Source organism: Ramlibacter sp. (assembly GCF_028292805.1).
GTDB lineage: Bacteria > Pseudomonadota > Gammaproteobacteria > Burkholderiales > Burkholderiaceae_C > Ramlibacter.
Genome location: NZ_JAQGLS010000253.1, coordinates 1 through 5,542 on the forward strand (window position 1 = coordinate 1; position 5,542 = coordinate 5,542).

The following is a 5,542-nucleotide window of genomic DNA, read 5'->3' on the forward strand; positions in this document are numbered from 1 at the left end:
CGCGTCCCGCCGCCGCCAGCTCGAGCTTGCGCTGGCCGCGCTCGGCCTGGGCGCTGATGTCCAGCGCGGCGTCGCGCAGCCGTCCCGCAAGCTTGACCTCGGCCCGCCGCAGCACCCAGGGCGGCGGCTGCCCGGCGCCGCTGGCGGGCTGGGTCCACTGCACGTTGCCGGCTGCCAGCCGGCCCTGCACCGAGGGGTCGCGCCAGCCACCCTGCCAGGCCAGCCGGGTTTCGGCGTTGCCGCGCAACTGCAGCCCAGCCAGTGCGGGACCGACGCCGGGAAAGCGCCGCAGCCACTGCTGCGCCTGGGCGAGATTGCCCGCCGTCAGCTCCAGCCTGCCCTGGCCGCGGGTTTCGGCCAGGCTGCCGTCGGCTTGGCCCTGGATGCCGGGCGCGCGCAGTTGCAGGCGGCCGCTGCCGGCACGAGCGGCCAGCTGCAGCTGCAGCTGGCCCTCCAGCGACGCGTCGCTGGTGCGGATACGCAAGGGCGCGATCGACAAGGCGTCACCGGCCCAGCGGCCCTTGGCCACCACCTCGCGCAAGTCCAGCGCCGCCAGCCACGCAGCTTCGCCGCTGGCCGCCTTGCGCGCGGACCGGCGGGGCGCGGCGCCGGCGGTCAGCGCGACGTCGAAGTCGACGTTGCCGGCTTCGCCGCGGGCCTTCACCGGACCGCTCAGCGGCAGCGGCGCCATCGCGCCATGCAGTTGCGCCGGATCGACCTCCTCGACCCGGCCGCTGAAGCTCCAGCCGCCGCCTTCCCAGGCCCCGCTGCCTTCCACCTTGCCGCCACCGAGCTGCGCCTGCAGCGAGCGCACCAGCGCCGTGCCGCTGCGCCATTCGCCTTCGGCCTTGGCGCTGGCCAGCGGCAGCCGCTGCTGGTCCCACGGCCCCGGCACCGCATTGCGCAGGTCCGCCGACAGCTGCCAGGTGGCGGTGCCCGCCGGCGTCACTGCCACGTGGCCGGACAAAGCGGTGCGCGGGGCCGCCGGCCAGAACTGACCCAGATCGAGCTGGCGGAAATCGGCCGCGCCCTGCGGCACCGGCATGGCCGCGAACGGCGTGATGCGGGCGGTGGCGGTGGCGTGCGGCAAGTCGGCGCTGGCCGTGCCGGCCTGCGGCACCTGCAGTCGCGCCTGCGCCTGGAAGGCTTCGAGTGTCCCCGCAGCGCCGGCCTCGAACGCCAGCGCCACCGGCGCCTCCACGCCCGGCACTGGCGCCTGCACGCGGCCGGCGAGCTTGGCCTCCAGGGTCATGGGCTTGAGCGCCAGCACCGTCGCCTGGCCGCTGTAGTCGCCGCCGGCCAGCTTGAGCGACGACACCTTGACCCGGTGGTTCAGGCCGTCGAAGCCATAGCTGCCGGCCAGGCCGGCGGCCTGCACCTCGGCGGCCCCGATGTACTCGATGCGGGTCACCTTCAGGTCGTCCACCGCCACCCGCAACGGCAGGCGCAGGCTGCCCGGCGGCTCAAGCGGCTCGTCGTCCTTGGGCCGCTGATCGACCACGCGGGCCGTCCCGACGGTCACCTGTTCCACCCGCAGCGTGCGATTGAGCAGCGCCAGCGGGTGCCACTTCAGCGTGATGTCCAGCGCCTCCACCCGCAAGCCGTCCTTTTCCCAGGCCAGCCGCTTGATGCGCCAGCCGGAGCGCAGCGAGCCCTCCACGCCTTCGCTTTGCAGCGGCTGGCCCTGGGCCACGCGCCGCAAGACGTAGTCGAGCGAGCCTTCCTGCCCGGCCCACCACCAGAGGCCGGCCGCGGCCAGCACGACCAGCAGGCCGAGCGTGGCCAGCACGATGCTGGTCCAGTGCAGGCCGCGGCGAATCCAGCGTGCGCTCAAAACGCGAACCCCGCTGTGAAGTGCAGGCGCAGCCGGCGCGCTTCCACCCCGTAGGCGATGGCGGCCTCCACCGGCCCGACCGGGCTTTTCCAGCGCACGCCGGTGCCCACGCCCAGGCGCGGCCGCAGGGCGCCGAGCCGGTCGGCCACGGCGCCGCCATCGATGAACAGCGTGTTCTCCAGCTCGCTGACGCGGCCGTCGCGCATCAACGGCCGCTGCCATTCCACGCTGCCGACCACCAGGAAGCGGCCCGGGCCGACATAGCCATCGCCCAGCGGCACACCGATGTCCAGGTACTTGTAGCCGCGCACCGTGGTGTCGCCGCCGGTGCGAAACAGCTGGGTGGCCGGGATCGCCGCCTTGGGCTTGGCGATCACCGCTCCGAGCTGGCCGCGAAACTGCAGCCGCCCGCGCTCGAGCGGCTGGTAGGCGATGCCCTTGAACAGGGTGCGCTGGAACGGCTCCCGGTCGCCGGCCAGCGTGACGCCGGCGCCGATCTCGAAGCCCACGCCGTAGCCGCTGCTGGGCGAGGACGGCGAGTCGAAGTAGCGACCGGTCCAGGCGTAGTGGGTGGAGATCGCCGAGCCGCGCCCCAGGTCCAGCGGCGTCAGCGCGATGCCGCGCGGGTTGGACACGCCGGAGCGCTCGTACTGCACGTAGACGTTGCGGTCGATGTGGTCTTCGTTGCGCAGCCGGCCGAAGCGCAGTTGCTGGTTGCGGGTGAAGATCCGGTCGTCGTCGAGCCGGTCGGCCCGCGCCAGCACGCCCCAGCGCCAGCCGTCCTCGGCCGGGATCGAGGTCCATTCCGTCTGCGCCAGCGGATTGCGCGACTCCAGCTGCAGCTTGGTCTGGGCGCGCCAGCCGATGGCGGGCATCCGGTTGTGCGTGTGCTCCAGCGTGAGGCGCGGGCCGCCGTCGGTGGTGAAGCCCACGCCCAGCACCACCTTCTGCAGCGGCGCCTCGCGCACCGTCACCTGCACCGATGCAGCAGCGGGCTCGCTTTCGGGGTCGACGAAGATGAAGGCTGAATCGAAGTAGCCGCTGCCCGCCAGTCGCGACTGCGCCTGGATGATCTTTTCCTGGTCGTACACCATGCCGATCGGCAGCCGCGCCAGCCGCGGCACCAGGATCGGGTCGTAGCGCTGCATGCCGGTCACCTGCAGCGGGCCCAGGCGGAACAGCTTGCCCGAGTCCAGCTTCAGCCCGAGCCGCGCCTGCTGGGTCTGGGCGTCGACGTCGGCCACGCTGTAGCTGATGCGCCCGGCCGGGTAGCGCCGCGCCAGCAGGGCGCGGGTGGCGTCGGCCTTGGCCCCGTCCCAGCTGCGCTGGGTGAAGCCGCGGCCTTCGGGCAGCGACCAGTCGCTGACGATGGCCTGGCGTTGCGCCACGGCGTCCTGGTCTTCGCTGGTGGCGATGTCGCCCTCGAAGTTGATCTCGACGCCGGCGATCCTGGCCTGCTCGCCCGGCGTGACCGTCACCACCAGCTGCGCGCGGGTGGCGCCCTGCTCGCGCACGATGCGCACGTCCGGCGCGAAGTAGCCCTGGGTGGCCAGCAGCTCGCGCGCGTCCTTTTCCGCCAGCACGACCAGGCGGGCGAGCTCGGCGTCGTCGAGGTCGGTCACCTCGCGGTAGCGCTTGATCTGGAGATGGTCTTGCAGCAGTTCCCGCACCGCATCGGGTGCGCGAACGACGAGGTCGAAGGAAGGCTGCTGCGCGGCGGCGGGCACAGCCATCAGGCAGAGCAAGGCGACGGAGGCAGCCGCGAAATGCTTGCGGATCATGGAGGCTGAACTGTGCCCCTTTCTGCTGCTCATGGGCGTAGGCCAAATCCGACTGAACGCTTAAAAACCCCCCGACGGCGATAATCCGGGGATGCGGATCCTCCATACCATGCTGCGCGTCGGCGACCTGCAGCGCTCGATCGATTTCTACACCAAGGTGCTCGGCATGAACCTGCTGCGCACCACCGAGCGGCCCGAGCAGAAGTACTCGCTGGCCTTCGTCGGCTACGGGAGCAACCCCGACCACGCAGAGCTGGAGCTGACCTACAACCACGGCGTGGCCAGCTACGACCAGGGAACGGCTTTCGGCCACCTGGCGGTCGGGGTGGCCGACGCTTACGCCTGCTGCGACCGCATCCGGGCGGCCGGCGGCAACATCACGCGCGAGCCGGGGCCGGTCAAGGGCGGCACCACGGTGATTGCGTTCGTGACGGATCCGGACGGCTACAAGATCGAGCTGATCCAAAGAGGCGGCTGAGCCACGCTGGCCGCTGTGCTTCGCGGCGCCGTTTGCGCGGCGTCTAAACTTCGCGCATGGCTCGAATTCGACACATTGCACCCGCCGCGGCTGGGCCGAGCCCCCATCCACGACAGAACCACCTGCTGGCCGCCTTGTCCCCGGAAGTCCAGAATCGGCTGTTTCCCTACCTGGAACTGGCCGAACTGTCGTTGCGCTCGCTGATGTACGAAGCCGGGCGCCCGATGCGGCATGTCTACTTTCCGACCGACTCCATCATTTCGATGCAGTACATGATGGAAAACGGCGCCTCGACGGCGATCTCGGTGGTGGGCAACGAAGGCTTGCTTGGCATCACCCTGTACATGGGCGGGGAGAGTACGCCGAGCCGGTCGCTGGTGCAAAGCGCCGGTCACGCCTATCGGCTGCCCAGGGCGCGCGTGAAGGACGAGTTCAACCGGCACGGCGAGTTGCTGCTGTTGATGCTGCGCTACACGCAGGCATTGATCACCCAGGTGGCGCAGACGGCCGTTTGCAACCGGCACCATTCGATCGACCAGCAACTGTGCCGGTGGCTGCTCCTGTCGATGGATCGCCTCGAACACAATCGGCTGACGATGACCCAGGAGTTCATCAGCAACATGCTGGGCGTGCGCCGGTCGGGGGTGACGAATGCGGCTTCGAAACTGGAACGGCTGGGAGTGATTTCGCAACAGCGCGGGCTGATCACCGTGCTGGACCGACCCAGGCTCGAGTCCCTCAGTTGCGAGTGCTACCGCGTGGTGAAGAAGGAAACCAACCTGTTGCTGCACTACCTGCCTCAAAGGCAGGTGATGGCGGACGCGGGCGCCGTCCCGACGGTGACCCTGCGCCAAGGGTAGCGGGCCGCGCCAGCCCGGCGGCTGAGGCTGAGGCTGAGGCTGAGGCTGAGGCTGAGGCTGAGGCTGCCCGATTTTCGCTGCGTCCCCCGCAAGACCGGCCGTTTCATCTGCCGCGGCGCACTCGACCTGGCTGGACGTGGCCCGCCGACGGCGCTGCCACGCCAGCTCAGCGCGGCAGCCCCGTCGCCGCGCGCGCCAGCCGCGTGATCGCCTCCCAATCCCCCTTGGCAACCGCGTCCGCCGGCGTCAGCCACGAGCCGCCGACACAGGCCACGTTGGCCAAGGCCAGGAAGTCCGCCGCGTTGGCGGTGCCCACGCCACCGGTGGGACAGAACTTCACGTCGCCGAACGGGCCCTGCCAGGCCTTGAGCATGGCGATGCCGCCGGACTGCACGGCGGGAAAGAACTTGAGCGCGGCGTAGCCGTCCTCCTGCGCCATCATGACTTCGCTGCTGGTGGCCACCCCGGGCAGCAGCGCCAAACCGAGCGCGCGGCAGGCGTGGCCGACGGCCTGGGTGTAGCCGGGGCTCACGGCGAACAGCGCGCCGGCGTCGGCCGCCGCGCGCGCGTCACCGAGATCGGAAGAGCA

The 5,542-nt window shown here is 71.0% G+C and carries 4 protein-coding genes and 1 pseudogene; 2 read left to right on the plus strand and 3 right to left on the minus strand.

The genetic code is table 11. The annotated features are described in order from the left end of the window. Together JWP65_RS15830 and JWP65_RS15835 are read right to left on the minus strand one after the other, a co-directional pair. Nucleotides 1-1,834 (minus strand): annotated as a pseudogene (locus JWP65_RS15830) (hypothetical protein); the annotation flags it as partial. Continuing rightward, nucleotides 1,831-3,615 carry an autotransporter assembly complex family protein gene (locus tag JWP65_RS15835; protein ID WP_299765411.1) on the minus strand — a complete coding sequence of 595 codons (1,785 nt, stop codon included), beginning with the start codon at nucleotides 3,613-3,615 and terminating at the stop codon, nucleotides 1,831-1,833. The gene JWP65_RS15835 and the pseudogene JWP65_RS15830, both read right to left, overlap by 4 nt. 91 nt (nucleotides 3,616-3,706) lie before the next feature. On the opposite strand from JWP65_RS15835, the gene gloA reads away from it, so the two are divergent. Together gloA and JWP65_RS15845 are read left to right on the plus strand one after the other, a co-directional pair. Next, nucleotides 3,707-4,093: a lactoylglutathione lyase gene (gloA, locus tag JWP65_RS15840; RefSeq protein ID WP_299765413.1), complete on the plus strand. Its 387-nt coding sequence runs from the start codon at nucleotides 3,707-3,709 to the stop codon at nucleotides 4,091-4,093. A gap of 56 nt (nucleotides 4,094-4,149) precedes the next feature. Next, on the plus strand, nucleotides 4,150-4,953 hold the full coding sequence (locus JWP65_RS15845) for a Crp/Fnr family transcriptional regulator (protein WP_299765415.1): 804 nt from the start codon (nucleotides 4,150-4,152) through the stop codon (nucleotides 4,951-4,953). A gap of 166 nt (nucleotides 4,954-5,119) precedes the next feature. Here JWP65_RS15845 and eda read toward each other — a convergent pair. After that, on the minus strand, nucleotides 5,120-5,542 hold a 423-nt coding region (gene eda, locus JWP65_RS15850), incomplete at its 5' end, for a bifunctional 4-hydroxy-2-oxoglutarate aldolase/2-dehydro-3-deoxy-phosphogluconate aldolase (protein ID WP_299765417.1).

Excerpts from the sequence above, each read along its gene's own strand:
- JWP65_RS15835 (WP_299765411.1), bottom strand. The coding sequence starts at position 3,615 with ATGATCCGCAAGCATTTCGCGGCTGCCTCCGTCGCCTTGCTCTGCCTG.
- gloA (WP_299765413.1), top strand. The coding sequence starts at position 3,707 with ATGCGGATCCTCCATACCATGCTGCGCGTCGGCGACCTGCAGCGCTCG.
- JWP65_RS15845 (WP_299765415.1), top strand. The coding sequence starts at position 4,150 with ATGGCTCGAATTCGACACATTGCACCCGCCGCGGCTGGGCCGAGCCCC.